Below are 25,847 nucleotides of genomic sequence, written 5' to 3'. Positions count from 1 at the left end.
ATGAGATTCGACAAATTGTATAAACAATACGATTATTTAAAAAAGTTAAGATCGGTTCTCTATTACCAGGGCGTAGTGACACATGAAATGTTAGGAGATCTTACACAAATACTTAAGAATAGAATTGCAAACGAAAAACGGAAGAACAAGATCCTAAATGTGTTTGTGGAAATGGTTCAGAACGTAAGCCACTATTCTTTAGAAAAAGAAGGAGGTTACGGAGTCGGTTTGATCTTAGTCAAAGAAAAAGATCATATTTTAAAGCTCTCTACCGCAAATTTTTTGAGTCCAGAAACCGCAGCTTCCTTACAAACAAAATTAGATCACTTTTTATCCCTCACGGAAGCAGAAGTAAAAGAATTGTATTTGGAGAAAATCAAGGGAGAAAGGCCTAAGTACAGCAAAGGTGCCGGTTTGGGTTTTCTAGAAATATTAAGAAAATCTGATTTTCCATTCCGATCGTCTTTCGAAAAAACTCCGAACGGAAACTTCTTTTTTACCCTTACAGTTTTTTTTCGCTTGGGGTAAGTTTTCGAGGTTCGGAACGGGCAAACATCATCCCCTGAACTTCGATCACGATTATAGAAGTATTATCCTTCGTCATTCTCAGGTTGGCCTCCTCCAAAAGATGATAGCAGGCCTCTTTTACGTTAGATGAGTTTTTTAAGATCTCTTCCAAATCATCTATTTTGATGACGTCCGTCAATCCGTCCGTACAAAGCAAAATTCGATCCCCTGTGTTGAGAGAACTCGTGATGTCGAAAAGATCCATCTGAAGATCCGTAGTTCCCCCTCCGATACAACTCGTGATATAACTCCTAGAGATCTGGTTTCCTTTGATAGTGCCCGCAAAAGAATGATCGACCGTAATTTTATGGATTCCTTTGGAAGAAAAATGATAAGCCCTACTGTCTCCCATGTTAAATACAAGTACCTTTCTTTTTCCGAACAAGATACCGACTAACGTGGCCCCCATTCCCAGTTTTCCGGTCGCCTTAGCGTGATCATTGATTTCATGATTGATGATGTTGAATAAACTTTGCCAACCAGCGTACGGCAATTCTTCCAAAGGTTGAACGGCTCTTTCCGTCCATGCGAGTTTTTCAAGCGTCATACGACTGGCGACTTCTCCGGAGATATGTCCACCCATCCCATCTGCAAGGGCAAAAATCAGAGGAGTCACCGCAGAATCTCGAATTCCGGAAGAAGAAAAAGAACCCGAAACGTTTCCGGCCACAATTTCTCCGGATACGTACATTGAATCCTCGTTATGCGAACGAAAATTTCCTTTTTCCGTAATTCCAAAATAATTGATAATCATGAAAAAATACTGCTAAATTGAAATAATCTTCAAATTTATATTATAAATATGTGTCATTGATAGCAAAGTTCAAGAAGAAATCTTTGTTAAATGATTTTTTTAAGATAAACAGGTGGCCTCATCATTATTTTCATTTTAAAACACCTAGTTCAAAGATTTTTTGAAGAATTTTCACTTTGCCGAATATCCGCCGTCGACTGGAATTGCAGTCCCCGTGATGAAAGAAGAATCCTCACTGCAAAGCCAGATCACAGTCTTTGCGATTTCTTCCGGAGCGGCGATCCGATGAATAGGGTGTAATTTTACGAGTTGTCTTTCCGCTTCTGTCGGATCTTTTGCGAGATGAAAAAGTTCGTCTAAAATTTCAGTCTTTACTGCACCCGGACAAATCGCGTTGATCCGAATATTCCTCTTTGCATATTCCAAGGCCGCACATTTTGTAAGTCCGATAACTCCATGTTTTGCCGCAGCGTAAGGATTGATCCCGACAACCCCGTTAATTCCAGATATAGAAGAAACATTCACGATCGCCCCTCCTCCGGTCTTAACCATTTCGGGAATCTGGTATTTCATCGAAAGCCATGTCCCTTTGAGATTCACGTTCACCACACTATCCCAAATATTTTCGGGATACTCATGCAGGGGATGATTAAGTCCCATGATTCCTGCATTGTTGATCCCAAAGTCCAGCCTTCCGAATTTTTCCAAAGCGGTATCAACCACCTTTTGAACCTGTTCTCCGGAAGTCACATCGCAAACTACAAAATACGCTTCTCCACCTTGAGAACGAATTGCGGACTCCAGCTTTTTTCCTTCATCCAATCTACGACCGCAAAATACGACTTTGACACCTTTCGAAACGAATTCGCTTACGATGGCTTTTCCGATTCCGGTACTTCCTCCCGTCACCACGGCGACTTTGTTTTTCATGGTACTTTCTCCGAATATTATATTAGGATTTTAGAATTTATTGTAAAAATTTTTTCCAAGCTGATCCGAAAAATCAGATTTTCCCGTAATTCGCGTCTCAAGCAACTATTCGTATTTCGAGATGATTCTACTTTAAGCCCTCGTTCTCAGAAAAGAGATATACCTAAATAACCAAAAAAAAATCCCACCGAGACAAGAATTCAAATCGGAACTCGACTTTAGATCAGTTTTCTCGTCTTTCCGTTTCGGACTCGGATAAGATATTTTTTTAGATGTCCGTTGATGATTTCCAGATCAGATAATTCCCTTTCGATGGAATAAATCCTTAAATCCTGCACAAGAATCAAAAGGTACCTAAGCTCCTCAAGATGCACCTTCGCTTTTAAAATATTTTTGATCTTTTCCGAGAGAATTCTACTTCCCCAAGCCCCGGCAATTCGAACAGGTAAAAGAATTGAGATCGAGCGGATATGTTCGAGAAGAGATCCATGTTCTTTGATTCTAGACATATCCGTTTTATTTCCAAGTGCATATAATTTTAGAATTAGGCCATGAGCAAGACGCAATACTTCCAATTTATCAAATTTCCAAATCTGAGTCGCGCTCTTCAATGCGGTTTTTTCCTGAATACCGACTGGTGGAGAAGAATAAGAAGGAATTTTTTCTTCGGTAAAAATTTTTCTAAAACCTTCGGGAACAGGCACTACTTTACGAATAGAATAGTCAAAGAACAAAACCCGGATTTTTACGAGAGCAACCTTCTCTCTTCTTTGATCCTTGGATAGACGGAACGTAAGATCGAAAGCTTTTTCTTGTAGATTGTCCAATACGACATCGATCTTGACTCGATCGTTATAGAGTAGTTCCCCTTGATAGAGAATTCCAGCATTCGCGAATATGATACTCTTTCCGTAAATATCCGTGACGGAAAAACCAAGATACTGAAAAAACTGAAGATGCGCTTCCATCACAATATCGAGAATGGACGCAAAAGACACGTGAATATCCAGAGCAAGATCTGTTTTACGTATGGAAAGTTCCGTTGAAAAATGATACCTTTCCGGAAATTCAATCTGTATCTCTGTCATCGTTTATCGACTATACCACAAGTATTTGGGACATAAGATCATTTTATACTATTTGAATTTACCTTTTCCTCTTCGACATGAAAAAAAATCTTTCCAACAAAAAGTCTTCAAGGAAAGATTCTGTTCTTTCTCATTTTTAATTTCGGTTATCGGAATACTCGTCTTGAATCGGACCCGAGTTTTGTTTCAATTTATAAAAAAGTTCTTGCTATGGCATTCTCAAAATTAAAACTTTCTATCGTTATAGTACACTTAAATTCATTCGGCGTCTGCCCGAGAAAAGAATTGTATAAAAACATTTGATAATTTTAAAAGAAGAAATTTTTTTATAACGATTTACTTCCTCGTAGGGCTATAACAAGAAAGATTCGTCCAAACTTAGAGACGAAGGATTCGTCGCGTCCGTATTACCCAGGGAATAAAAATCATTGGAAAAAAATGCGAAGATCTTTAAAAACCCCGATGAGATGATCCGAGAAATGGTGAGCCCGGGAATGTATTTACATCTTTCGGCGACCATGTCCAGACCCAATGCGCTTATCTATTCCCTCGCCCGTTGTTTCCAAAATTCGAATCCCGAATTCGTGATTAGCATGGCGGGAATTCATTCCAGCGCACACGCCCTCACGATCGCAAAGATCGTAAAAAAAATGATTACTGGTTTTGCAGGCGATAATTATCCGAAACCTTCTCCTAATTCATTATATTCTAATTTACTAGAAGGAAAACCATTTGAACTGGAACTTTGGTCCCTTCTCAGCATCGTTCAAAGACTGATGGCGGGCGCAATGCGTCTTCCAGGTTTTATCACAAACTCTCTTTTAGGAAGCGATCTCATTTTAGATAAACTAGGCAAAACCGCATTTTTATTACCAGATCCCGGACACTATCCCGTTAGTACAAACGGCTCTTATTCTCCAAATTATAAGGGCAAAAAAGGAGTGGACCTCGCATACATTCTTCCCTTAAATCCGGACTTTACTCTTTTGCACGCGGTAGTCGGAGATGAGGAAGGAAACTTAGTTCTCTGTCCTCCCAGCGGAGAGGGTTATTGGGGAGCTTTTGCGGCAAAAGAAGGAGTGATCGCAACTGTGGAAAAAATCGTTCCCAGAGGTTCCATTCCTGCAGAAATCGTTACGATTCCGGGAAATCGGGTAAGAGCATTTTCCGTCGCGGAATTCGGCGCACATCCTCAATCCCTTCGAATCTATAATCTTCCGGGAATTCCCGCATTCAAAGGACTTTCCACATACTTGGACGACTATGAATTTCAGATCGAGGCCAACGAAGCTGCAAACGCACCTTCTCGGGCCGACAAATGGTATGCAAACTTTGTAAACTTAAAAGGCGGCCACGAGGAATATCTGGAACGTCTGGGAAGTACTCGTCTTAAGAGATTAAAAAGTATTCCCGAAGAAAACAAAGCCGTCAAATTGGAGAATCCAAAAACGGTAAACGACTCAGAGCAGATGATCATCCTCGCGGCAAGAGCAATCCAAGAATACGTCAAAACCAACGGCTATAAAACAATCCTAGCGGGAATCGGCGCAGCTCATATCTCGGCTTGGACCGCGGCCCGATTTTTGGAAAAAGAAGGAATCGAAGTCAAAGTTGTCACCGAGCTTGGTTTTTTTTCGATGAAACCTCATACCGGAGACGTTTTTCTTTTTAGTCAATTACACGCTAAAAATTGCACAATGCTCTCCGACATCACAGGTATTTTAGGAACCGTTGTTCCCGACCACTGCCTCGGAGTTTTAGGTGCGGCGGAAGTAGATTGGTTCGGAAATATCAATTCCACAAAAACGTCCAAGGGCAAATTCCTAGTGGGTTCAGGAGGAGCCAACGACATCGCGGCCGTCGCAGATTGTATCGTGGTCGCAAAAGCCAATCGAGGAAGGTTTGTAAAACACGTAAACTACATCACCTCTGTCGGAGACCGAGTAATGGAAGCGGTCTGTCAATTCGGAAGATTTCAAAGAAAACCAAATTCGGATCACGTTTTCGAATTCTCTCACTGGATCTCCCCTCCTTCCGACGAAGAAATGGAACCGGAAGAAGCAGTGTTACGTTACACTTCTTGGCTTCCCCCAGACGAAGACATTCCTCTGAAACAAGAACCTCCCGTGACGGCAGAAGAACTCACCGTTTTACGAGAATTAGATCCGGAAAAGATTTACATAGAACAATTTATGGTATATACAAGACTTCCATAATAAAATGAAATTCGAATTTATTAGAGGCCCCTTATGAGCGGAAAAAATCAAACGTCGAACGGAATCAGAATTACCGGCTTCGGTCACTATCTTCCGGAACGAATCGTGACTAACGAGGAAATTCGTTCCCGTTTGAAATTTCCGGAAATGCATCCCGCCGAAAAAGCAGTGATCGGAAATATAGGAGTCAACGAAAGAAGAAGAGCCAATGAAACCGAAACTGCAATGTTTATGGCTTCGAAAGTAGCAGAAATGGCTCTGAAAGACGCAGGAAAAAAACCGGAAGATGTGGATCTTTACATTCTCGCGAATTGGACTGATCGTTATTACCTTCCCGATCTAGCCCCCCAAGCATCGAAACTTTCCGGAACTAAAAACGCCCTCGCTTTCGACGTTAGTACGGCTTGCACTGGTTTCGTTCATGGAGTTCAAACGGCATCCGCATATTTAGGAACGAACAAATTTAAAAACGCTCTTGTTATCGGAAGCGAACGATTCTCCGTCAGAACCAGAATGGGAGGTTATGGAGAATTTACCGCGGGAGACGCCGCGGCAGGTGTTTTTTTAGAATACACGGGAGATAAAAATTTCGGAATCATCGACTCCTTTTTGCAAGACGACGGTGACCTTTCAGGTATCATCGTAACCGGACCGCCACCGACAAGTTACGTGAAAAGTTATCCCGAACTCGTGAGCAAAGCGGCAGAACTCACTCTCAAGTCCATGGACCTGCTTTTGGAAAAAAACGGTCTTACCATAGACGATGTGGACTGGGTCGTTCCTCATCCCGGAACGGACGTAGTCGTTCAAGACGTTCTCAAAAGGACCAAGTTTCCGAGAGAAAAAATTCTTATGAATTTCGAAAAGGTCGGCAACACTTCCGCCGCATCCATCCCGATCGTATTATCAGAATATTATTATAAAGGAAAGTTTAAAAAAGGAGATTTATTCCTCGCCCCCGCCGTAGGAGGTGGTTTTTATTGGGGAGGGCTCTTATTCCGTCTCTAAACGAAATAGGAACATCGATACGTATGAAAATAGAAGGTTACGAAATAAAAGAAAGAATGAACACGGACTCGTCCACGGAGGTTTATAAGGCCGTACGATCGGAGGATGGAATCAACGTAATCATTAAGTACATCCCAATCCTGGACGAGTTGCATCCTGCTGTCGTAAATTTGAGAAACGAATACGAAATTCTGAATTATCTCTCATCCGACAAAATGATTCAAGCCTTCGGAATGGAAAAAATTCCGGAAGGTTTCACACTTATCTTGGAATTTGTTCCTGGGGAATCACTCAAACAGTTTTCCAAAAAGAAACCGGTTAACCTAAACGACTTTTTCAAAATCGCGATCGATCTTACAGAAAAACTTGGAGAAATCCATAATAAAAAAGTAATACACAAAGATTTAAAACCAGATAACATCATATTCAATCCGGATGAAGGCATTTTAAGAATCGTAGACTTCGGAATTTCCACCCGACTCTCCAAAGAAGAAACTTCCTGGTCCAATCCAAACCGCCTCGAAGGAAGTATCCACTATGTTTCTCCGGAACAAACCGGCAGGATGAATCGTTCCGTGGATTACAGAAGCGATTTTTATTCCCTCGGAGTCACTTTCTATGAACTTCTCACCGGAAAACTTCCCTTTGAAAGCGAAGACCTCCTGGAACTAGTCCACTTTCATCTCGCAAAATCCCCGGTCGATCCGCGTAAAGTCCGCGGCGAAATCCCGGAAGCCCTTTCTCATGTCGTATTAAAACTTCTTTCAAAAACCGCGGAGGAAAGATACCAAACCTCGGAAGGACTCAAATCGGACTTGGAGATCATCCGAGACAAATGGCTGGAGTCAGGAGACGTTCCCAGTTTCCCGCTTGGCTCCACGGATTATTCTCACGAATTCAAAATTCCTCAAAAGCTCTACGGAAGAGAGGGATACATCGAAGCGTTGTTAAACGAATTCAAACGCATGACGGAAACCGGAAGGACTAGCGTAGTCCTGATAGCGGGTTATTCCGGAGTCGGTAAATCCTCTCTCGTCAAAGAGATCAACAAACCTCTTACGGAATCGAAAGGTTATTCCATTTCCGGAAAATTCGATCAGTATAATCGTAACGTTCCTTTCAGTGCAATCATTCAAGTATTCTCCAATCTGATCGAACAAATTCTAACGGAATCTCCGGAAAGAATCGAAGACTGGAAAAACAAAATTCGCACCACTCTAGGTGCAAACGGAAAAGTTATAACCGACGTTTTGCCAGAACTCGAATTTATCATCGGAGAACAGCCTCCCGTTGCAGAGTTAGGAACTCAGGAAAACGCGAACCGTTTTTATTTGGTATTTCAGAATTTTATAAAAACTTTCGCCAACCAAGATCATCCACTTGCTATCTTTTTGGACGATTTACAATGGGCCGATACATCTTCTCTGGAGCTTGTCAAGAATCTAATCGAAGACGCCTCCGTAAATTATATTTTTCTGATATTAGCTTATAGAGATAACGAAGTGGACTCTACACATCCTTTTTCCACTCTGATAACGGGTTTGGAAAAAGAAGGATTTCGTCTAGATAAAATCCTACTCAAACCTTTAAGTTTGGAAAACGTGAACGAACTTTTGTCGGACAGTTTACGCAAGCCGATCGAAGAAACACTAAGTTTCGCCGAAATCGTATATTCGAAAACAAGAGGAAATCCGTTCTTCATCAACGAACTGCTGAAACAATTGTCCAAAGAGGAAGTCATTTCTTATCAACAAGGAAGTTCCGCAAGCTCGGGAGGATGGATCTGGGATCTCGATAAGATCAAAAAGACGGACATTTCGGATAACGTGGTCGATCTTCTCGTAAAAAGAATCAAGAAGCTATCCCATAGAACCCAGGAAACTTTAAAACTCGCATCCTGTATCGGAAGTAATTTCGATCTCGCAATCCAATCCAAAATTTTGGGCGCGACTTTGAAGGAAACCGCGGCGGCACTTATAGAAACCATGGAAGAGGAATTGATCGTTCCGATCGGAGACAACTACCGACTCGTAGATTCCATGGTAGAGATAGAAGAAAATCAGGATAAGAATTTCCAAACCGCGAAGTCAATTCAATTCCGCTTTCAACACGATCGAGTGCAACAAGCGAGTTACGAACTTTTGAGCGAGGATCAAAAACGATCCTTACGTCTTAAGATCGGCAGAATTCTTCTGGAAAACTCAAACGAAAAAACTTTGGAAGATTCGATCTTTGACGTGGTAAACCACTTAAACACCGGTTCTTCGCTCATTACGGAAAATTCCGAAAAAAGAAAATTAATACAGTTGAATCTTCAAGCCGCACAAAAAGCGAAACTCTCCGCGGCCTACAAACCATCAAAGTTGTATTCGGAAAAAGCGAGAGAACTTTTACTCTCTCTTTCCAAATCGGGTAAAGACGATAAGGGACTTTGGGAGAAAGAATACGACCTTGCTTATGCGGTTCACAAAGAACTCGCCGAAGCTCTTTACCTCAATGGAAACTTCGAAGAATCCCAGGAGATGATTCAGAATATTCTAAAGCAGGCAAAAACTCCCGTGGAACAAGCGGAAGCTTACAACTTGCTGATGATCGAATATTCCGCCCAAGGTAAATACGATCTCGCAATGCCAACCGTAATCAAGGCCTTAAAACCTTTGGGAATCGAACTCCCGATTTCCGGTTTTGAAAAGGTGGCGAAAAAAGAAATCGAAGAAGCAAAAAAGAATCTCAAAAATAGAAACATAACATCTTTGTTAGACGCCCCTCTAATGACGGACCCGAATCATATTTGGGCAGTGAATCTTTTGATCAGTGCTATTCCGATGGCTTACAATAAGGAACCCGCTCTTTTCCCAGTAATCTGTTTAAAGATGGCGAACCTTTTATTGAAATACGGAAACCTTTCCGATTCGTACGGATATTCCTGCTACGGAATGGTGCTCGTCGGAAAACTAGGAGATTATAAAGGCGCATACGACTTCTGCGAACTCGCGGTAAAACTCAGCGAGAAATATATGAATTCAGGCGGATATACCAAAGCGGCGAACATCCTCGCGAATTATTCCTCCTCTTTTGTAAAACACCTCAAGTTTTCCGAAGAAGTCAACATCAAGTGCGTCCAAGCCGCTTTGGATTCCGGAGAATTTTTACACGGAAGTTATGCCGCGATGAATGACGCTTCCAACGTAATGTTTCAAGGTAAGAACCTAGAAATTCTGAAACCAAAGATCAATCAGCTTCTCAAGTTCGTAAGAAAAGTAAAAAACAATCTTGCGATTGATACGATCCTCGGAACCATTCTTATCCTTTCCAATTTAAGAGGGGAAACCGAAAGTCATCTCGACTTCTCTTCAAACGAATATCTGGAAAAAGAATATATCGATCTCTGCAACGACCATCAAAGTTTGGCTCCGATCTGCACCTTTAAAGTGATGAAGGTTCGTTCTCTTTTAATGTACGGAGAACATCAACTCGCACTTCAAGAAGCGGAAGAAGCGAATAAAATGATTCTCTATCTCGGAGGTCAATATGGTCCGCTGGAACACAACTTTTTATATTCCCTCGCCCTGGCCGCAAATTACAAAAAAGTTTCCCCCGATCTCAAGAAAGAATATTTAAAAAAGATTCAGGAGAATCAGAAACAACTTTTCATACTAGCCGAAAGTTGTCCCGAGAACTTTTACCACAAATATCTACTCGTAGATGCGGAATTAGCAAAACTAGAATACAAAAACTGGAAAGCCGCAAGGACTTACGAAGCCGCAATTCGAGAAGCGAGGAAGAACGAGTTTCAAAACGACGAAGCTCTCGCCTGCGAGAACGCCGCGATGTTCTGGTTATCCAAAGGCAGCGTCAAGATCGCAGGAGAATTCATCAACGAAGCATTCCATCGTTACGGACTTTGGGGAGCCAATCTCAAACAGAGTATGCTCAAATCCAAATTTCCGGAATTTATTCGCGAAAGAGGAACGGGAATACTGCGCACCCATCGAACGATTTCCAGTACAACAGCGGCCGCAACCGAAGTTTATTCGGGCCAGACCTTGGATCTTCAATCTGTATTAAAAAGTTCTACAGCGATTTCCGGAGAGATCAAACTAGAAAATCTCCTGGACAAATTGATGAAAATCGTTATCGAAAACGCTGGAGCCCAAAGAGGTGTGCTCATCTTGAAAAAAGAAGGGAAACTCTATGTGGAAGCCGAAGGTTCGATTTCCAAAGACGACGTGGAGGTATTGACCGGAATCCCTCTTGGCAGCAGCAAAAATCTTCCGATCTCCCTCATCTATTACGTGGAAAGAACCAAGGAAAACCTTGTCTTAAGAAACGCAAATCAGGACGAAAAGTTTAACAAAGACGAATATATCAAAAATTCTAAAACGAAATCGATTCTCTGCGCACCGGTCATCAAACAAGGGGAAATTTCCGGAATTCTCTATCTAGAAAATAATCTTTCGGAAGGAGCCTTTACTTCGGATCGGCTTCAGATTATGAATATCCTTTCTTCTCAAGCTGCAATCTCCATCGATAACGCATTACTTTATGCGAATATGGAGGAAAAGGTCAGAGAAAGAACCAGAGAATTGGCCCAAGCAAATGCAGATCTAGAACTTAAGAATCAGCGTATTACGGATAGCATCACGTATTCTTTGAATATTCAACAGGCGATTCTTCCTTCGGATGATACTCTCGCGAAAAGCTTACGCGAACAATTCGTTTTATTCAGGCCGAAAGACATCGTATCGGGAGATTTTTACTGGTTTAGCAAAAAAGAAGGATCCGTTTTCCTTGCGGCAGTCGATTGTACTGGACATGGGGTTCCCGGCGCATTAATGTCCATGATAGGAAACACCTTACTCAACCAGATCGTAAACGAGGCGGGAATCAAAGATCCAGGAAAAGTTCTGGAACATTTAAACCGAAATGTACGACAAGCTTTAAAACAAGACACTTTAGGCGCGAACTCGTTAGATGGAATGGATATTTGTTTCTGTCGGATTGACGAGGATAAAGTGCTGTTCGCTGGCGCTAAAAGACCGCTCTATTTTTCAAAAGGTGACAAAATCGAAGAAATCAAAGGTGACAGACATTCGATTGGTGGAAGACAAAAAGAGGATTCCAGAACATATTCCACTCGTGAAGTAAAATTGGAAAAAGGAAAATCCACAATGTTTTACCTCACAACAGACGGATATATGGATCAACCGAATCCCCAAAGACAAAGAATCACGAGCAAAGGTTTGATAAGGCATTTAGAAAGCGTTCTCTCTTTACCCGCACACGAACAAAAGGAAAGGCTGTCCACCTTTTTGGATGAATATCAAGCGGGAGAAGTCCAGAGAGACGACATAACTTTGATTGGATTTAGAATTTGATCAAACAAGCAAAACTACAGGAGTATATTAAAACGAAATGATAGAAAATAATTCCCTAGAATTGTTTAAACAATATAGAAATGCCTATGATTATCAATTCATTGTTTCCTTCAAAGGTCGTTTATCGCAAGAGGTTCTGACGGAATTCGGTTCGATGATCCGAACTTCCTTAAGTACTGAATCGAAAATTAAAAAAATCTTTGCAGTTTTTATTGAACTCGCCCAGAATATGTTACACTATTCCGCGGAAAGAAAAGTCCTCGAAGATGGAAGAGAAAGCGGCGTTGGTATCATTATGGTTGATGAAAAATCGATTGGCTATAATATTTCAGCGGGAAATCTTGTATTAAATGAAAAAATCGAATCACTAAAAAACAATTGCGAAAAAATTAATTCTATGTCAAGGGATGAGTTAAAAGCTTATTACCAACGACAATTGCGCTCAAACAGACCCGAAGAAAGTAAAGGTGCGGGTGTAGGTTTAATCGATATTGCAAGAAAGTCGGACGGACCTCTTTCCTACGATATCTCGCCGGTGGACGACAAACACTCGTTCTTCACACTTTCTGTATATTTTACAAAGGAAAACTAAGAATGGAATCACTGCATATTCAGCAGACCAAAACCTCTCCAGAAGTCATCTTAGACACGGAACAGGGATTGATCGAAATTATCGGAGAATCTTATCCTGAAAATGCGATCGCATTTTACAAGCCCGTATTCGATTGGTTAAACGCGATGATGAATTCAAAATCGCAGGTTCAAGTAAAATTTCAGTTAGATTATTTCAATACGAGTTCGTCTAAAGTGATCATGGATATTCTAGATTCTCTCCAAAAATACCACGACCAAAACGGCAAGGTAAAAGTACTCTGGTTATATAAAGAGGATGACGATGATATGCAAGAGACAGGAGAGGAATTTTCATCCGATCTTTCCCTTCCATTTGAGCTCAAGTCCTATAAGTAACATGGATTGTTTTAGAAAGTTATATGGAACCTAAGGACTTCAATTCTTTTTTTGAAAACGAATTTCAATTATTAAGCGAAGTCAATGAAATCTTAGATAAAAAAGAACCCCTTGAACAGGAAGCTCTTTTAAAAGAGCTGAAAAAAATCAGAGAGGCTTACGAATCTCTTTTAAAGCAGTCTTCCAAACTCATGAAGATCGGGGATTCTACTCAGAATCGTCTGATTAAAACTCAAACGGAACTGCAGGATTCCAATCAAAGACTTGCATCTTCCTATCAGAATCTAAAGCAGTTAAGCGAAATCGGCCAGATGATCACCGCCAGTCTAGAACCCAAGATCATCCTGACTTCTGTATATGAAAACACGAAGTCCATGCTCTCCATAGATATTCTCGCATTCGGGATCATTGAAGAAGGCAAAAACGAAATCAAATATAAATTCAATTTGATCGAAGGACGTTATACTCCCGCGCCTTCGGTGGATTCTCTTACCGAAGGTAATCCCTCTTCCTTTTGTTATCATAACAATCAAGAATTGATTACGAACGATTTAGAAAAGGATTTTCCTCAGTATATTTCTACCATTCAAAAACATTTCGGAGAAAAGATAAGTTCGGTGGTTTATCTTCCTTTGAAGGTAGAAGAAAGATTCATCGGAATTCTTACGATCCAGAGCTACAACAAAAACGAATTCAACGAAAACAAACTCAATATTTTAAGGACTCTTGCCAATTACGTCGCGATCGGAGTGGATAACGCAGACGCATACAAGACCCTTTCCAAAAGAAACCGCGAACTCAAAGATTCTTTGGAAGAAATTAATATGTTAAACAAAGGTTTGGAAAAAGAAAGACAAAAGTCGGAAAGTCTTTTGCTCAATATCCTTCCTAAATCGACCGCAGAAAGATTAAAAGCTGGGGAAAGCGTAATCGCGGATTACATTAAGAAGTCCACGGTTCTGTTTGCGGATATAGTCGGTTTTTCCAAACTCTCCACACAAATCCCAACCCCAAACCAGCTGGTTGAAATTTTGAACCAAATCTTCACTTGTTTCGATGACATCGCAAGCAAATACCATCTCGAAAAAATCAAAACAATTGGCGATTGTTATATGATGGCGGGCGGAATTCCAATCGTAACCGAAGATCACGCCGAAAAAATCGCGTTAGCCGCAATTGATATGATCCAAGGTCTTAAAAATCTTCAAAAATCTTGGAAATACGAATTTAATATTCGAATCGGCATACATACAGGAGACGTAGTCGCTGGGGTAATCGGTAAAAATAAATTCGTTTACGATCTTTGGGGCGATTCCGTGAACACGGCTTCTAGAATGGAATCCCACGGAGAACCCGGCAAAATACATTGCTCTCAAATGGTTTACGATTCCCTTAAGGACTTATTCACATTTGAAGATAGGGGTATCATCGAAGTCAAAGGTAAAGGCCCAATGAGAACTTTTTTTCTTTTAGGTAAAAAGTAATCTTTTTAAACAGGTTATTCTAAACTCTTTTCAAAAAAACCTCAAACCGCCGCTCGTTTTGTATTAAGAGTCTGCACCAAAACCTTAAAAGAAACCAGTTTTAATCATTCGATAGGTTTGTAATGAACCCGCCGGAGTTCACACAGTTTACGTCCTTCGGGCATTGATGAATTTTTAAACGATTTTATCGTTGCTAACTCTCATAGAGTTCTAAGGTTTTAATTTTACACCGCCTCACTTAACCACCCAAAAGATTTGAATGATTTTAGAAAAGTCCATTCTCATTTTATTGCATCAAACCTAAGAACTTGTCCCAAAACCTGAGAAAAGAGATCGGTTCCAAAAGTTCGTAATAAAGCGAAAACGTAGGAGTTCCCACGGATTATGGCTCTTTAATAATTTACGGGTTTTCGAACAGATTTTATTGTTCGTGCACTCTTATCGGAGTTCTTACGATTCCAAAGTTTTGGGACAAGTTCCCAAATTAAATCTAAGATTATTAATCAAATCTATATTAGAGTTGTTGAAAAATTCCATAGTGAAGATTCACAAACTGCTTCGATCAACCATTTCCTGAAAATAGAAACAGATGAAGAATCAATTTTCAACAACTCTATTCTAAAGTGAAAGACGGATCGATATAAAATCATAGGCACTTTACGTACGGTACGGGTTCAAAAAATCTAAACATTTCGTTTAAAATCTTAATTCAATTCCAAAATTGAGATAAGGAATTTTATTTTTCTCAGTTCTTAAAGATTGTAATCCGTTTAAATAAATATATCGAGTTTCCGGATTAGCTCCAGGCACAACTGGAAAAAGCGGATTGAAAGTATCCGCGCTCACTGCAATCCTACTTCCGGTAATGTTCACAAGCTCCAAATACAGAGTCATTCTCCCCCAACTTGTAGGAATAAAACGATCAAATCTTAAATCGAATTGCTGATAATGAGGAAGTCTAGCGGACCGAGGTATGTCTGAATAAACCGGTTGGTAGAGAGCAAAACCAGAAGGACTAGAGTTCGAACTTGAAGAAAACTGAGGAAGATAAGGAAATAGCTCAGAAAGAATCTGTTGAGTAGTGCTAATTTTGGATCCAACCACAGGAGTATATGCATAATTCGTTAAATACGTAGCTCTTAAACCGATTTGACCCTTCTCGCCGAACTTCCAACCAATCACCATATTGAACATATGAGTTCTATCAAAGTCGTATAACTCTTCTTTCGATTTTTTGAACAAAACATCATAACTACCATCTCTATAAAAGTTTGCGTAATAGTGATCCGCATTTTCCTGATGAATCAATTCTTTTGCCGAACTTTCAGCAAGCCAAGAGGAATATTCTTGCCGATTCAATTCAGGTAAATTACGGTTTCTTTTCGTAATCGATTTTGTATAAGAAAGCCATCCATACAAACCGGACTCAGTTGAAGGTTCCTTTTTGACAAAAACTTCTACTCCGCGAGAATAACCGGTCATCGAATTAGAATAGTTTAAATTAGAACGCCTAATTAAAGATAAGTCGGCAGAAGGATCCAAACTTTCTCGCACTAGATCTCTGTTTTTAGAAAAAGGATCCATTGCATAAGGGTCCGCAACGGAAAGATTAGAAAATGTATTCTGATATCCTTCTATTTTAATATTCCAAGAATTTCCTATTTTCTGATCCCAACCGATTTCGGCGTGATCGGATTCTTCCATTTTCAGCTTAGGATTTCCAGTTCTAACGGAGTATCGACTCACGTCCGCAGGAGCTTGAAAGTGCCTGCCATATCCCGCAAAAATCCTAGATTGCGTATAAGCAATCTCCTTACTGATCCCAATTCGAGGAGCCGTTTTCCACTCTTTCGATTTATCATAATATTCCCTTCTTACTCCTAGATTTAAATTGAAATCATAAAACCTAAGCCTATTTTCAAAGAAAGTACCAATCTGTCTAGTTCTAACGGAATCCCCTTCCAAAACGGATTTTACATCCGAAGAATTGAATAACTGTTGATGGATGAAGTTATACGTAGGGTCCAGATCCATCTGAGAAACCTTCCCCTTGTAACCGATGTCTACCTCTCTATACTGGCCGCCGAAAACAACCTTCCAATTTCGTTTTAACAATTCTATTTCGGAAACATTTTCTATCTGTCTTAGATCGTTAAAGTATTCGTTTTGAATCGTTTGAACCCTTTTATACAAAGAAGGCGGATAAGCTATTTTGGCGATGTCAAAAACCAACAGATCCAAACCGCTTTCAATAACCTCGTTGAAATAATTTCTAGAAACGTTAAACGTATTTGTAATTGAACTTTTAGGTTTCCAAATATGCTGAATTCCGTCGGTTCTAAAAATGCGATCCAATCTCGCGGCGTCCGCTGCGGACGGAGGACTGGCAAACGATCGAGCGGCCTCCTTAGGATCGTATTGACCGAGTTCCTTAAATGGATAACGTTTATCCTTTGCACCGAAAGTCTGAAACGATATGGAATGATTTTCGTTCATATCCCAACCGATTCTTGCCTGATAATCGTTATAATCCGCTAAAAAGGTTTCCGCAGGAATCAAATTGGGAACCCTTCCAAAAATGACGTTTGGATAATATTTCTTACCGGATACGGAAACGTTTAAATCTTTTGTAATATTGCGATACGTGTATACATCGGTTAAAAAAGCGTTCAAATGAGCGACGGACAAATTCGAATCCCTTTTTTGAAATCCCTCTATATTGACAATTCCTCCCGTAGCAAATCCGTATCTCGCAGAATAGGAACCCGAATACAACTCTAAGGAACGAATCGCGTTATTGTTAATTACAGAAGTGAGTCCGTCCGCGTGAAACGGATAACTCATAGGTAAACCGTTAAAATAAAACTGATTTGCACGAGCCCCAGCTCCACGCATCACTAAAAAACCTTTTTCACCATTTGGTTTATCAGGTTTGTTCGGATTTACTTGACTAAAAATTTGAATCGCGGATTGAAAACTGGCTCCGGTATACGTCTGATACATAGGAGAAATCCCCGGCATGGATTGAACTGCTTTGAGCGCATCTCCAAAACCTCCGGGCATTCGAACCGCGTCTTCCTGATTCAGCGTATAGTTTGGAGGAGCTTCCGGTTTTTTTGCAGTTACGTTAATCGCTCTCTCGGAAACATTAGGATTAGAAACGAATTCTATACTAAAATTTTCTTGAGTCGCATTAACCGTTCTTTTTTCCGTAAAGCCGCTTTTCCAGATTAGAACCACTTCGTAATTTCCCCGATCCGGTAACTCTATCGTAATTTCTTTAAACTCGAAAAAAGAAATATTCTTCTCAAAATCCTTTCCCCGAAGTATCAGCTGCACGGGAATATCCGATTTAGAATTTGTTGATATTTTTAAACGGATTGGAGTTTTAGAAAATATAAACTGCGCCCAGCAGCTGATGGATAAAAGAATAAAAATTGGAATTATCAATTTCCGTATAGGCATAATAGGCCACGCTTATTTTTCGTGTGATTTCAAAAATTCGGAAAAATAAAATACAAAGCAGCAATTTACGAACAACTAATTTGTCTAATAGTTCTCAAGTCTACAAAAATCAGCGCTTATAGAATAAAAGAGAGGTCTTTTGAAAGTTTTTAGTAAGAACTATTTCAAAAATGTCCGAAAAAGAACACATCTAAAAGCAATAATACCATCGAAATTGAAAATCATAAACTACGAGTTTCCTAAAGCTTTGCTCATCTCTAGATAATAGAGTGTCTAAAATTCTTCATCAAACGCGGGATTTATGCTCAAATTAACGGTACTCTATTTTATAGGGATCAGTAGGACAGTTTTTTGTTATCCGCAAAAAAATGAATATTCAAAATGCTTCATGCGACATCAGCCGAGGGCCTTAATTACATCCGCAGGAGCCTGTACGAGTTCCACAAGTACACCTTCAGACGAGTATGGAAATTCTTCATTTCCTTTCGGATGAATAAAACATACGTCATATCCCGCGGCGCCTTTACGGATTCCGCCCGGAGTGAAACGAACCCCTTTTGCAGTTAGCCATTCTACGGCCTTGTAAATATCGTCCACCCAAAGTCCGATATGATTGAGTTTCGGTTCGTGAACCTTAGGACTTTTATTCGAGTCGATCGGTTGCATAATGTCGACTTCGACCGCGTAAGCACCCTTGCCCATTTTGAGTATATCTTCATCTACGTTTTCTTTTTCGCTTTTAAACGTTCCTGTTTTTTCAAGTCCGAGAATATCCACCCAAAAAGTTTCGAGTTTCTGTTTGTCTTCTCCGCCCACTGCAATCTGTTGGATTCCCAATATCTTAAAAGGTCTCATGTCCGTCTTTTTCCAAGTTTGATGAATTCTTTCGTCCAAAGAATTATCCTTTCTTGGTTTGGCAATCCTAATTGGTAAACGCTCTATTTGTATAGGAGCGTTAATCCTTACTTTTACAAGAAATCTCCGTCATGTTTTCGCTCTATAGAAAGAAACATTAAACTTTTACGTTCCTCTGTTTCAACTATTTCATTCTTTATGGAGTGCTTGATATATTCCGATTTGGGGAAAATGATCCGAAACGGTCCAAAGTATCTTTCCCTGATCCACTTTATATCCTGTTTGTTTTAAGTTGGAAGAATAAAAAATATAATCAATCGTCCGATCCGGTTTTCCAATCGCCGGATCGTTCGGATAATACGTATAATATTTTTCTCTTCCAGCTCCATTCAAAATATTGAATGGAACAGCAGAGTTCCATCGATCAAAGAGAGGTTTGATTTCCTGCTCATCCGAATAAAAGAAAGCGCCGTTAGGGTGCATAAGCTTTCGATCGAACCCGGGAGGAAGTAAATTAAAATCCCCTCCCAACACCCAATAATGTCCTGCAAGATCCAGCTCTTTCAAAAGGCCGGCAATCGTCTCCACCTGACTGCGCATCGTATCTGTTCCTTGAGAAAATGCGTCGAGGTGCGTGTTCAACACAGTAAACTTATCACCGCCTTCAATCGGTAAATCGTTTTGAAGAATTGCCCTTTTTAAATTGAATTGGGTAGAGATAGGATCTGCAGGCATAAGCGGTAAAGAATGCCGGATTCCGTCGGAAATTTTATATTTACTGATCGTCGCAAGCTTCATCCCCACACTACCCCAAATTTTAGGATGGGGAACAAAAAAGGATTTCCAATAAAAAGCTTCGCTCCTGCACATATAGGCGGGTCCGATCAGAGAAAGAACTCTTTCCAGTTGATCCTCTTCGAACGTATTTTTGGATCCATCATGAAGTTCCTGTAAAAGGATCACATCCGGATTTTCCGAACGGATATAGTCAGTTACTTTTTTGAGAGTTTCTTCGATCTCCTCTCGGGAAGGCCCAACATCCGGTCCGTCTCCTTCGGGTAGATCGTACCAAAAAACTCTTTTTTTTCCGGCAAGATATTGTACGTTCCAGACTAAAAGTTTGATCTTAGAATTCGCTTTCAAGATTGGAGCGTTTTCGTTACAAAGAATATTCGCAGGTTCTGCCTGATCTGGATGATACGTGATCGAATAGATCAAAATCAAAAAGGAACCGAAAAGAATTCCGAATATAGCTGCGATTTTTTTCAACCAACCCATCATTATCTCCTAAAGAACTATCAAGCGAAAGACATACGTTTAAAGAGAATAAAATTAGGGAAAGAAAAGCGAGTGTAAAGGATTTTCTTTTTGAAAGGGTGAAATAAAATTGGCCTTATAACTGAAGATGAAAACATTCTTTACGATTTTATTCCTAATCCTCATAGTACAAACATCCGTCAATTCGGAAGAACTCGAACTTAAAATCCGTATCAAAAACGGAACCACCGGTAAAGAAGGCAACATTGAATCTCTTCGAATTATAGCCCTTCAACAGGGGATGATTCCTATTAAAGAAATTGGACCTTCAAAAGGTTCTTTTATCGTCCCGAAACTTTCCGTTCCAGATCAGACGCCCATCCTTCTTCAAGCGAAGTACGCAGGAATCAATTACAACAAGATGGTTCCTCCGGTTCCTGTCCTTCGCTCCGGAGTTCAGGAAATTGTTGTATATGAAAAGACAAAGGAAAAATCGTTCGTGAGAACGAGATCCGCCATGCAAATTTCCAGAGGGAGAAACTTCCTAAGAGTCTTTAAGATTTATTTAATATCTAACAATACGATTCCTCCTAAAAGTTTTCAGGACGAGCAAAATCCTTTCGAAATTTTTGTTCCTTCCGAAGCAAGTGACGTAGTCGGCCAGTTGACTCAGGGAGAATCGAAAATGGCAATTCCCCTTCAACTCAAGGATGGCGCGAACGGAAAATTATTGGATAGAGCGATTCTTCCTGGAAGTTCGGAATTACAAATTTCTTATACGATTCCCGCTAGTAATCTTTCCACGGTCACGTTCAAGGATAGGATGCTCGCCGAAAAAGAAGAAGGCTTTAGAGCCGTCTTTTCAAAACCTCAGGACATGGAAATTTCTTTTATCGGAGCATCCAAACAGGAAAGAATTCAAGAAGACGTTCCTTCCGACATGAAAGCGTTCAAGGTAAACTATCCTTCCCCTAAATACGAAATTTCCATCTCAGTCTCGGGTGGGGCGCCGATTGCAGACACGGAAAGAGTCGATCGGAAGATAGAAAACGGAACCTGGTCCACGGAACGCTCTTTATTGGGGTTAATAGCTATATTAGGATTTCTTTTTACTCTTTCTTTCATTTTCGTTTTTAGAAAGAACTAAAGGTGTTTCTAAAAACTTACTTCAAAAGAACTTCACTTCGGATTCGTTACGACATCCGTAAAACTTTCAAAAAAATCTATTCGAAACTGCACAAAAACGGAGGTAGACTTAGGATGACTCATCTTTGAGATAAAAAGATGTCACATCCCGAATTTTCCGCAAAAAATTTTCGAGAACAAACAAAAAATTCAAAAACGTTAAAGATTCGAAACCGCGTTTTTCTCGTTTCTCTTTTTCTGTGAAGTCGGAATTTCCTTTTTCATCTTTAAGGAAGAATCCTTAAGATCAGAGTCTATCTTTTCCCTCTGAATGGTTTCTAAAAACGTCCGGATATCATTTAGCGCCACATCTCTGTGTTCCGGAAATTCGTTCATCAACTCGTGATAAAGTCCAGGATAAATCTTGATTCTTTTGTTTCTATAAATTAGATTTTTATAAAGTTCCGTAGAACCGTTTACGTCCACAAGCCCATCCTCCTGACCGTGAAGAATCAAAACCGGACATCGAAGCACGTTTGCTTTTTTGATCAGTTTAGGCCCGATTTCCAAAAGTTCGCTTCCCATCTTGAGGGAAATTTTTCCATGAACGAGAGGATCCTGTTTGTAGGCCTCGATCACATCCGGATCGTGAGAAAGATATTGAAAATCCAATTCCGCGTCCACGATGAGGGAAGGAGAAATTTTACTTAAAAAACTAGCTGCGAACTTTTTAAGTTTCTTTTTAAAATCCACTTTCACTATTAGCGCAGGAGAACCTAGAATCAGACCCAGAATATTATCCTGATTAATTCCCTCCTGAGAATACCGAAGCGAAACGGCTCCTCCGAGCGAATGTCCCAAAAGAAAAAAACGCTCCTTCTCCTCTCTTTTAAAAGCCTCAGAAACGAAATCCGCCAGATCTCTCACATATAAATCGAAAGAATCCGCATGTCCTCTTTTTCCCTCCGAATTACCGTGACCTCTCATATCGAAAGAATAAAAATTAATATCGCTTCTTGCAAAATAACGGAGCAAGTTTGCATAACGCCCGCTATGTTCTCCAAAGCCGTGGTGAAAAATCACCAATCGATTGGAGTTTGGTTTCGTCCAGGACTGGCAGTACAATTTTGATTTATCAGAACTGGATAAAATATAAAATTCTTTGTGATTAAAAGTCATTGTTAATACCGATTTATTTGAGAGAAAAGAATCATTAAAATGATACGGGTCAACTAAATATTATAGAACTGTTCAAAAATGATTTTTTTTCATCGTGACGTCATTTTTTTAAAACGGATCCATGTCCCGTTGTGCAGTTCGTAACAAGGCATCTCAAATTCCGAAATCAAATTCAAAGTTTCCTTGAGTTTTACTTCACTTTCTTCATTGTTTGGATTCGCTTCCTAAAAAAGGAAAAAATCAAACTTCATATAAAACCGGAGAAAATATGAAAAAAAGACCCTTAGAGAAAAGTCTTCTTCGCTTTTTTGGACTGGAAGAATTGGCGAATCACGGATGGAACTCGATTTTAGCATTTTGGATGATTATGGGAATGGCCTTCTTTCTTTTTGCAGATCAAAATTTAATCGCGCCTAACTTAAAAAACATCGGAGCTTCTTTCGGCCTTAATAATCAGAAAGATGTAGATTGGTATATCGGAGGGATTATTCCGATTCTATTCTTCATCTTAGGCGGAGCCGTTTCCGTAAGTATGGGCTATTTATCCCAGAAGTATTCGCGAAAAACCCTCATCATCTTTTCCGTATTTTTAGGAGAAATTCCCTGCTTTCTTTCGGGATTTGCGACCAGCTATTCTGAATTCGTAATCTATAGAACTCTTACCGGATTCGGTCTTGGAGGAATATTTCCGCTTCTTTTTACGGTACTCGGAGATTATTTTTCGGACAAATCCAGATCCACAGCCGCCGCTTATGTTTCTCTCTCGATGGGAATCGGTCTCGGAGTCGGTCAACTTCTCGGAGGAGTTTTAGGAAACGCCGATCCGATCAACGGTTGGAGAATGAGTTTTATCTACCTTTCTATTCCTTCTTTCTTTTTTGCGGTCATTTATTGGATCTTCTGCAAGGAACCAATCCGAGGCGGAGGAGAAACGGAATGGTATGGAATCGCGGAGAAATTCCCAGAAGAAAGTTTTCATCTTCGCTGGAATGACGTTAGACTCCTTTTCAGAAATAAAACGAACGTAGGAATCTTTCTTCAGGGAATTCCAGGTTGTGTTCCCTGGGGGGTTTTTTTCGTATTCTTAGTGGATTATTACGAAACTTCCTATCATCTAGACAAAGCGACAGCTACGATGCTTCTTACTTATGCGGCAATAGGAGTGTTTGCCGGAACATTTTTCGGAGGAGTCATCGGACAAAAAATTTACAACTATAACAAACGATATCTTCCTATTTTTTGTATGTCCAGCATATTGATTGGAGTTTCACCCTGTATCTATCTTTTAAAAGCGGAGGATATCGCAAATTCAGGACTTTTTATCGTAATCAACATCGTCACGGGTTTTATCATATCCGTCACTGGACCGAACGTGAGAGCTACATTAATGAATGTGAATATTCCGAAAAACAGAAGTAGCATGTTTGCTCTCTATAATCTCACCGACGACTTAGGAAAGGGCCTTGGACCAGCGATGAGTGCGGTGATTTTGGGTCTGACTCCGCAAGACCGTTCTTTAGGGCTTTCCATCTCTGTTCTTTTTTGGATTCCCTGTGCACTATTCTGGTTGATTGTATTGAAAAATTTTGAAAAGGACGAAAAAAACGTGCATGATTATCTAGCTTCTGAAGCCGAAAAAATCAAAGGGGCGATCTAATTGGACTTCGAAATTTATCTATTCGACATCGAGGGGACCACAACTCCCATCGAATTCGTTCATAAAATTCTCTTTCCGTATTCTATTGGGAAGTTCGAAACTTTTTTTCGATCGAACTCTCTTGAGAGAGAATGGATCGAAAAATTACTTGAAGAAGGAAAACATGATTCCACGTATTCGGGGCAACTAACAGATTCTCCTCAGAATTTAAGCGATTATTGCAAATATCTCGTTTCCGTGGACCGAAAGAGCGGACCTCTGAAAGAGATTCAGGGAAGAATTTGGAAACGCGGTTACGAAAATGGAGAGCTGAAAAGCTCCCTATTCACGGATGTCCCTTCGTTTTTAAAAAGAATTCAATCTGCCAAAAAGAAATCTGCCGTATATTCCTCTGGAAGCATTGAGGCTCAGAAATTAATTTTTAAATATTCGGACTTTGGAGATTTGACCGGATATTTTTCCGCTTACTTCGATACTGGAGTTGGAGGGAAAAAGGAATCAGCGAGTTATTCAAGGATCGCGGAGCAACTGGGAATCGCACCGGAAAAAATTTTATTTTTCACCGATATCAAGGAAGAAGCCGACGCCGCAAAAAATGCGGAATTTAAAACGACCTTATTGGAACGTCCTGGGAATTATCCGCAACCGAAACATTCCCATCCTAAAATTTCTTCTTTCGAAGATTTCAACCCTTAAACCAACCCAAGTTTAGTTTAAAAATACGAAAGTGTGCAAAGAGTTCCGATTTTCAAAGATGAAGTTGTGATTAGTGTTGCTACATTACACAAGATTCGTGATCCATTTCTAAATCTAACCGCTAAAATTCTTTTTTTGTGTCGGAATAAGTCTCCAGGATACTAAAAATCATTTTTGAATCGGTTCCAAGACAATTCCAGGCACATCTTTTTTCGAAGCAAGATGGAGAAATTGACCGATTCTTATAAGGTGAGACCCTTGCGAATCTTTTTTTCAATCCTTCTTTTTACCTCATCCTTCGGAAAAGTAGACTCAAGAGAACTCGTCTACGCCTTCCGAGAACCGGGCAAACCTGAAAAAGAAAAGATGATTCTCGTGGGCGAGACCGTACTTTATGATAAAGTGAAGCCGATCGAAGAAGAAGGAAAAAACAAATATCTCGACATCGGAGTCGATACGAGAGCCGACTTGGTTACGATCAAAATCAATTTCGATCCTGGACTCAGGGTCGGACAAACTTTATATCTTATCGAAAAAGATTTTGATCATAAAAATTACAAAAACGGAAACATCGTCGCACAAATCGAAATCAAGTCCATCTTTCAAACGTCTTTTATCGGTAAAAGAGCGAGGGGAATCGGAAATCTCGGACTCGTAAAGGATAAAAATCTAATGGTAGCGGCTCCTTTGGTTTCGGAAAAAATAGAACCAGCGATCGTCGAAAGAAAAAAAGGAGACTACCATTTTTCCAGAAACGAAATCGCGGAATCGATCCGCGCTTACAAACATACAATCAGCTTGGATCCTTCCTCGCCGATGGGCCATTTCCGCTTAGGACTTCTCTATAAAAAAACGGGAGAAGCTTATATATCGGCCGGATCGGAATTTTCAATGGCCTGGAAAAATCGGAAACGATTCGCGAACTCGCAAGAAGAACTCGAATTTTATACGGAATACATAAACTACCTCAATCACAAATACGAAACGCAAGGCTTTAAGAATCAGTCCATACTTTCCAAATCGATGGAGGTCATTCAAGAAGCATTCAAACTAACTAGATCAGATCCAGAGCTTCTCATTAATTCTGCTTTAACTTACTATTATCTCTATAGGGAAAAATCCAAATCCGACAAAACTCCGGCTCGGGCTTCCACAAATCGAAAAAGATCGGACGCATATTTCGAAATTTCCGAAAAACTCGTTAAGGACTCGAATAAAC

General features: G+C 40.1%; 18 protein-coding genes (1 of these 18 cut by a window edge). 11 read left to right on the top strand and 7 right to left on the bottom strand.

What is annotated here, in order from left to right:
* On the top strand, positions 1-528 hold the full coding sequence (locus LEP1GSC190_RS05500) for a SiaB family protein kinase (protein ID WP_036035940.1): 528 nt from the start codon (positions 1-3) through the stop codon (positions 526-528).
* Here the strand turns inward: LEP1GSC190_RS05500 and LEP1GSC190_RS05495 are convergent.
* From LEP1GSC190_RS05495 to LEP1GSC190_RS05485, 3 genes are all read right to left on the bottom strand, one after another.
* Entirely contained in the window at positions 503-1,321 is an 819-nt protein-coding gene (locus tag LEP1GSC190_RS05495) for a PP2C family protein-serine/threonine phosphatase (RefSeq protein ID WP_002762635.1), read from the bottom strand. The genes LEP1GSC190_RS05500 and LEP1GSC190_RS05495 overlap by 26 nt on opposite strands.
* A gap of 171 nt (positions 1,322-1,492) precedes the next feature.
* Positions 1,493-2,251, bottom strand: coding sequence for a glucose 1-dehydrogenase (locus LEP1GSC190_RS05490; protein WP_002762598.1), 759 nt, complete (start codon positions 2,249-2,251; stop codon positions 1,493-1,495).
* Positions 2,252-2,469: 218 nt separating this feature from the next.
* Positions 2,470-3,339, bottom strand: coding sequence for an acyl-CoA thioesterase (locus LEP1GSC190_RS05485; RefSeq protein ID WP_002762648.1), 870 nt, complete (start codon positions 3,337-3,339; stop codon positions 2,470-2,472).
* Positions 3,340-3,767: 428 nt separating this feature from the next.
* Here LEP1GSC190_RS05485 and LEP1GSC190_RS05475 point away from each other — a divergent pair, with 428 nt between their 5' ends.
* From LEP1GSC190_RS05475 to LEP1GSC190_RS05450, 6 genes are read left to right on the top strand one after another with little or no spacing between them, the layout of a single operon-like run.
* The gene (locus LEP1GSC190_RS05475; RefSeq protein WP_002762581.1) at positions 3,768-5,555 is read left to right on the top strand and encodes a CoA-transferase; all 1,788 of its coding nucleotides are present in this window, start codon (positions 3,768-3,770) and stop codon (positions 5,553-5,555) included.
* 33 nt (positions 5,556-5,588) lie between these two features.
* A complete protein-coding gene (locus LEP1GSC190_RS05470) occupies positions 5,589-6,563 on the top strand; it encodes a ketoacyl-ACP synthase III (RefSeq protein ID WP_002762630.1) in 975 nt (324 codons plus the stop codon).
* 23 nt (positions 6,564-6,586) lie between these two features.
* Positions 6,587-11,941, top strand: coding sequence for an AAA family ATPase (locus LEP1GSC190_RS05465; protein ID WP_004279257.1), 5,355 nt, complete (start codon positions 6,587-6,589; stop codon positions 11,939-11,941).
* Between the two features lie 37 nt (positions 11,942-11,978).
* Positions 11,979-12,533, top strand: coding sequence for a SiaB family protein kinase (locus LEP1GSC190_RS05460; RefSeq protein ID WP_002762672.1), 555 nt, complete (start codon positions 11,979-11,981; stop codon positions 12,531-12,533).
* Positions 12,534-12,535: 2 nt separating this feature from the next.
* The gene (locus LEP1GSC190_RS05455; protein ID WP_002722704.1) at positions 12,536-12,910 is read left to right on the top strand and encodes a DUF1987 domain-containing protein; all 375 of its coding nucleotides are present in this window, start codon (positions 12,536-12,538) and stop codon (positions 12,908-12,910) included.
* Between the two features lie 23 nt (positions 12,911-12,933).
* Positions 12,934-14,394: an adenylate/guanylate cyclase domain-containing protein gene (locus tag LEP1GSC190_RS05450; RefSeq protein ID WP_002762654.1), complete on the top strand. Its 1,461-nt coding sequence runs from the start codon at positions 12,934-12,936 to the stop codon at positions 14,392-14,394.
* A gap of 696 nt (positions 14,395-15,090) precedes the next feature.
* On the opposite strand, the gene LEP1GSC190_RS05445 is transcribed toward LEP1GSC190_RS05450, so the two are convergent.
* The 3 genes from LEP1GSC190_RS05445 to LEP1GSC190_RS05435 form a co-directional block, all read right to left on the bottom strand.
* The gene (locus tag LEP1GSC190_RS05445; protein WP_173380585.1) at positions 15,091-17,859 is read right to left on the bottom strand and encodes a TonB-dependent receptor plug domain-containing protein; all 2,769 of its coding nucleotides are present in this window, start codon (positions 17,857-17,859) and stop codon (positions 15,091-15,093) included.
* A 396-nt stretch (positions 17,860-18,255) separates the two neighbouring features.
* On the bottom strand, positions 18,256-18,714 hold the full coding sequence (locus LEP1GSC190_RS05440; protein ID WP_036035957.1) for a VOC family protein: 459 nt from the start codon (positions 18,712-18,714) through the stop codon (positions 18,256-18,258).
* 189 nt (positions 18,715-18,903) lie between these two features.
* A complete protein-coding gene (locus LEP1GSC190_RS05435; RefSeq protein WP_004279253.1) occupies positions 18,904-19,992 on the bottom strand; it encodes an endonuclease/exonuclease/phosphatase family protein in 1,089 nt (362 codons plus the stop codon).
* Between the two features lie 127 nt (positions 19,993-20,119).
* Here LEP1GSC190_RS05435 and LEP1GSC190_RS05430 point away from each other — a divergent pair, with 127 nt between their 5' ends.
* On the top strand, positions 20,120-21,118 hold the full coding sequence (locus tag LEP1GSC190_RS05430) for a hypothetical protein (protein WP_004279298.1): 999 nt from the start codon (positions 20,120-20,122) through the stop codon (positions 21,116-21,118).
* 197 nt (positions 21,119-21,315) lie between these two features.
* Here the strand turns inward: LEP1GSC190_RS05430 and LEP1GSC190_RS05425 are convergent, their stop codons facing one another.
* Positions 21,316-22,275 (bottom strand): alpha/beta hydrolase, encoded by a 960-nt coding sequence (locus tag LEP1GSC190_RS05425; protein ID WP_002762658.1) that lies wholly within the window; start codon positions 22,273-22,275, stop codon positions 21,316-21,318.
* Positions 22,276-22,543: 268 nt separating this feature from the next.
* Here LEP1GSC190_RS05425 and LEP1GSC190_RS05420 point away from each other — a divergent pair, with 268 nt between their 5' ends.
* From LEP1GSC190_RS05420 to LEP1GSC190_RS05410, 3 genes are all read left to right on the top strand, one after another.
* A complete protein-coding gene (locus LEP1GSC190_RS05420) occupies positions 22,544-23,932 on the top strand; it encodes an MFS transporter (protein ID WP_002762656.1) in 1,389 nt (462 codons plus the stop codon).
* On the top strand, positions 23,933-24,628 hold the full coding sequence (gene mtnC, locus LEP1GSC190_RS05415; RefSeq protein ID WP_002762679.1) for an acireductone synthase: 696 nt from the start codon (positions 23,933-23,935) through the stop codon (positions 24,626-24,628). It abuts the gene before it with no gap.
* Between the two features lie 222 nt (positions 24,629-24,850).
* Positions 24,851-25,847, top strand: the 5' portion of a protein-coding gene (locus LEP1GSC190_RS05410) for a tetratricopeptide repeat protein (RefSeq protein WP_002762604.1). It continues 215 nt past the right edge of the window; the window shows 997 of its 1,212 coding nt (coding positions 1-997); it begins with the start codon at positions 24,851-24,853; its stop codon lies beyond the right edge, outside the window.

The organism is Leptospira mayottensis 200901116 (assembly GCF_000306675.2).
In the GTDB taxonomy this organism is placed as follows: Bacteria; Spirochaetota; Leptospiria; order Leptospirales; family Leptospiraceae; genus Leptospira; species Leptospira mayottensis.
Note: the sequence above shows the minus strand (reverse complement) of the source record. Positions and strands in the feature narration are given on the sequence as shown.

Coding starts and splice junctions, on each gene's coding strand:
- LEP1GSC190_RS05500 (WP_036035940.1), top strand. CDS start 1: ATGAGATTCGACAAATTGTATAAACAATACGATTATTTAAAAAAGTTA.
- LEP1GSC190_RS05495 (WP_002762635.1), bottom strand. CDS start 1,321: ATGATTATCAATTATTTTGGAATTACGGAAAAAGGAAATTTTCGTTCG.
- LEP1GSC190_RS05490 (WP_002762598.1), bottom strand. CDS start 2,251: ATGAAAAACAAAGTCGCCGTGGTGACGGGAGGAAGTACCGGAATCGGA.
- LEP1GSC190_RS05485 (WP_002762648.1), bottom strand. CDS start 3,339: ATGACAGAGATACAGATTGAATTTCCGGAAAGGTATCATTTTTCAACG.
- LEP1GSC190_RS05470 (WP_002762630.1), top strand. CDS start 5,589: ATGAGCGGAAAAAATCAAACGTCGAACGGAATCAGAATTACCGGCTTC.
- LEP1GSC190_RS05465 (WP_004279257.1), top strand. CDS start 6,587: ATGAAAATAGAAGGTTACGAAATAAAAGAAAGAATGAACACGGACTCG.
- LEP1GSC190_RS05460 (WP_002762672.1), top strand. CDS start 11,979: ATGATAGAAAATAATTCCCTAGAATTGTTTAAACAATATAGAAATGCC.
- LEP1GSC190_RS05455 (WP_002722704.1), top strand. CDS start 12,536: ATGGAATCACTGCATATTCAGCAGACCAAAACCTCTCCAGAAGTCATC.
- LEP1GSC190_RS05450 (WP_002762654.1), top strand. CDS start 12,934: ATGGAACCTAAGGACTTCAATTCTTTTTTTGAAAACGAATTTCAATTA.
- LEP1GSC190_RS05445 (WP_173380585.1), bottom strand. CDS start 17,859: ATGCCTATACGGAAATTGATAATTCCAATTTTTATTCTTTTATCCATC.
- LEP1GSC190_RS05440 (WP_036035957.1), bottom strand. CDS start 18,714: ATGAGACCTTTTAAGATATTGGGAATCCAACAGATTGCAGTGGGCGGA.
- LEP1GSC190_RS05435 (WP_004279253.1), bottom strand. CDS start 19,992: ATGGGTTGGTTGAAAAAAATCGCAGCTATATTCGGAATTCTTTTCGGT.
- LEP1GSC190_RS05430 (WP_004279298.1), top strand. CDS start 20,120: ATGAAAACATTCTTTACGATTTTATTCCTAATCCTCATAGTACAAACA.
- LEP1GSC190_RS05425 (WP_002762658.1), bottom strand. CDS start 22,275: ATGACTTTTAATCACAAAGAATTTTATATTTTATCCAGTTCTGATAAA.
- LEP1GSC190_RS05420 (WP_002762656.1), top strand. CDS start 22,544: ATGAAAAAAAGACCCTTAGAGAAAAGTCTTCTTCGCTTTTTTGGACTG.